The 738-nt window shown below is 35.6% G+C and carries 2 protein-coding genes; both read right to left on the reverse strand.

Annotation, left to right across the window (positions count from 1 at the left end):
* The coding region (locus tag ACXR6G_RS20115) for an IS3 family transposase (protein WP_458363246.1) at nt 1–326 on the reverse strand (326 nt) is incomplete at its 3' end.
* Between the two features lie 29 nt (nt 327–355).
* Entirely contained in the window at nt 356–673 is a 318-nt protein-coding gene (locus ACXR6G_RS20120) for a transposase (RefSeq protein WP_458363247.1), read from the reverse strand.
* Nucleotides 674–738 lie beyond the last annotated feature (65 nt).

Here is a 738-nt window from a genome sequence, read left to right on the forward strand (position 1 = left end):
CTTTTCGGATTAAATTCCCGATTCAAAAGGTTTGGAGATAGTGCAAATCCATGTTTAGAATAAGTCGTTACTACGAACTTCTTTTTTGTAACACTTCTTATATTAGCTTTCTTCATTAAACGCGCCACTCGTGGTCTTGAAACCATAATAGATAGTGCTTTTAGTTCTTTCGTTATCCGAGGACTTCCATAGGTCTGATGACTCTGATTATAAATCATTTTGATCTGATCAGTAAGCCTCTTGTTTTCTAGTGTTCTTTGGTTCGGTGCTGAATTAAGCCATATGTAATAAGCACTACGACTAACATCCAGAACTCTACACATCATTTCAATAGGAAATAAGCTAATATGATTTCTTATGAACTGGTAAATTTCCCACCGCTCTTGGAAAAGATGTGAACTGCTTTTTTTAATATATCGCGCTCCATTCTTGCCTCAGCAAGCTCTTTCTTTAACCTGGATAATTCAGATTCCTCTTCGGTCAGCTTTAGCTTACCATTGCCGGGGAAACTTGTTCTCTGATAGTTTGCAAACTCACTACGCCATCGATAAATAAGTTCTGGACGTACATCGAGTTCATGAGCTAGTTCTTTTATGTTTGCTCTTGAGTAACTTAACTCAACAGCATTCAATTTAAACTCTCTACTAAATTTTCGTCTCTCTTTTTCCATCATCTAAGATATAAATTATTAAAATAATTATACCTTAACTCATTGTCCATGTAAATGTAGCAACTCCA

Source organism: Ancylomarina sp. YFZ004 (assembly GCF_054254355.1).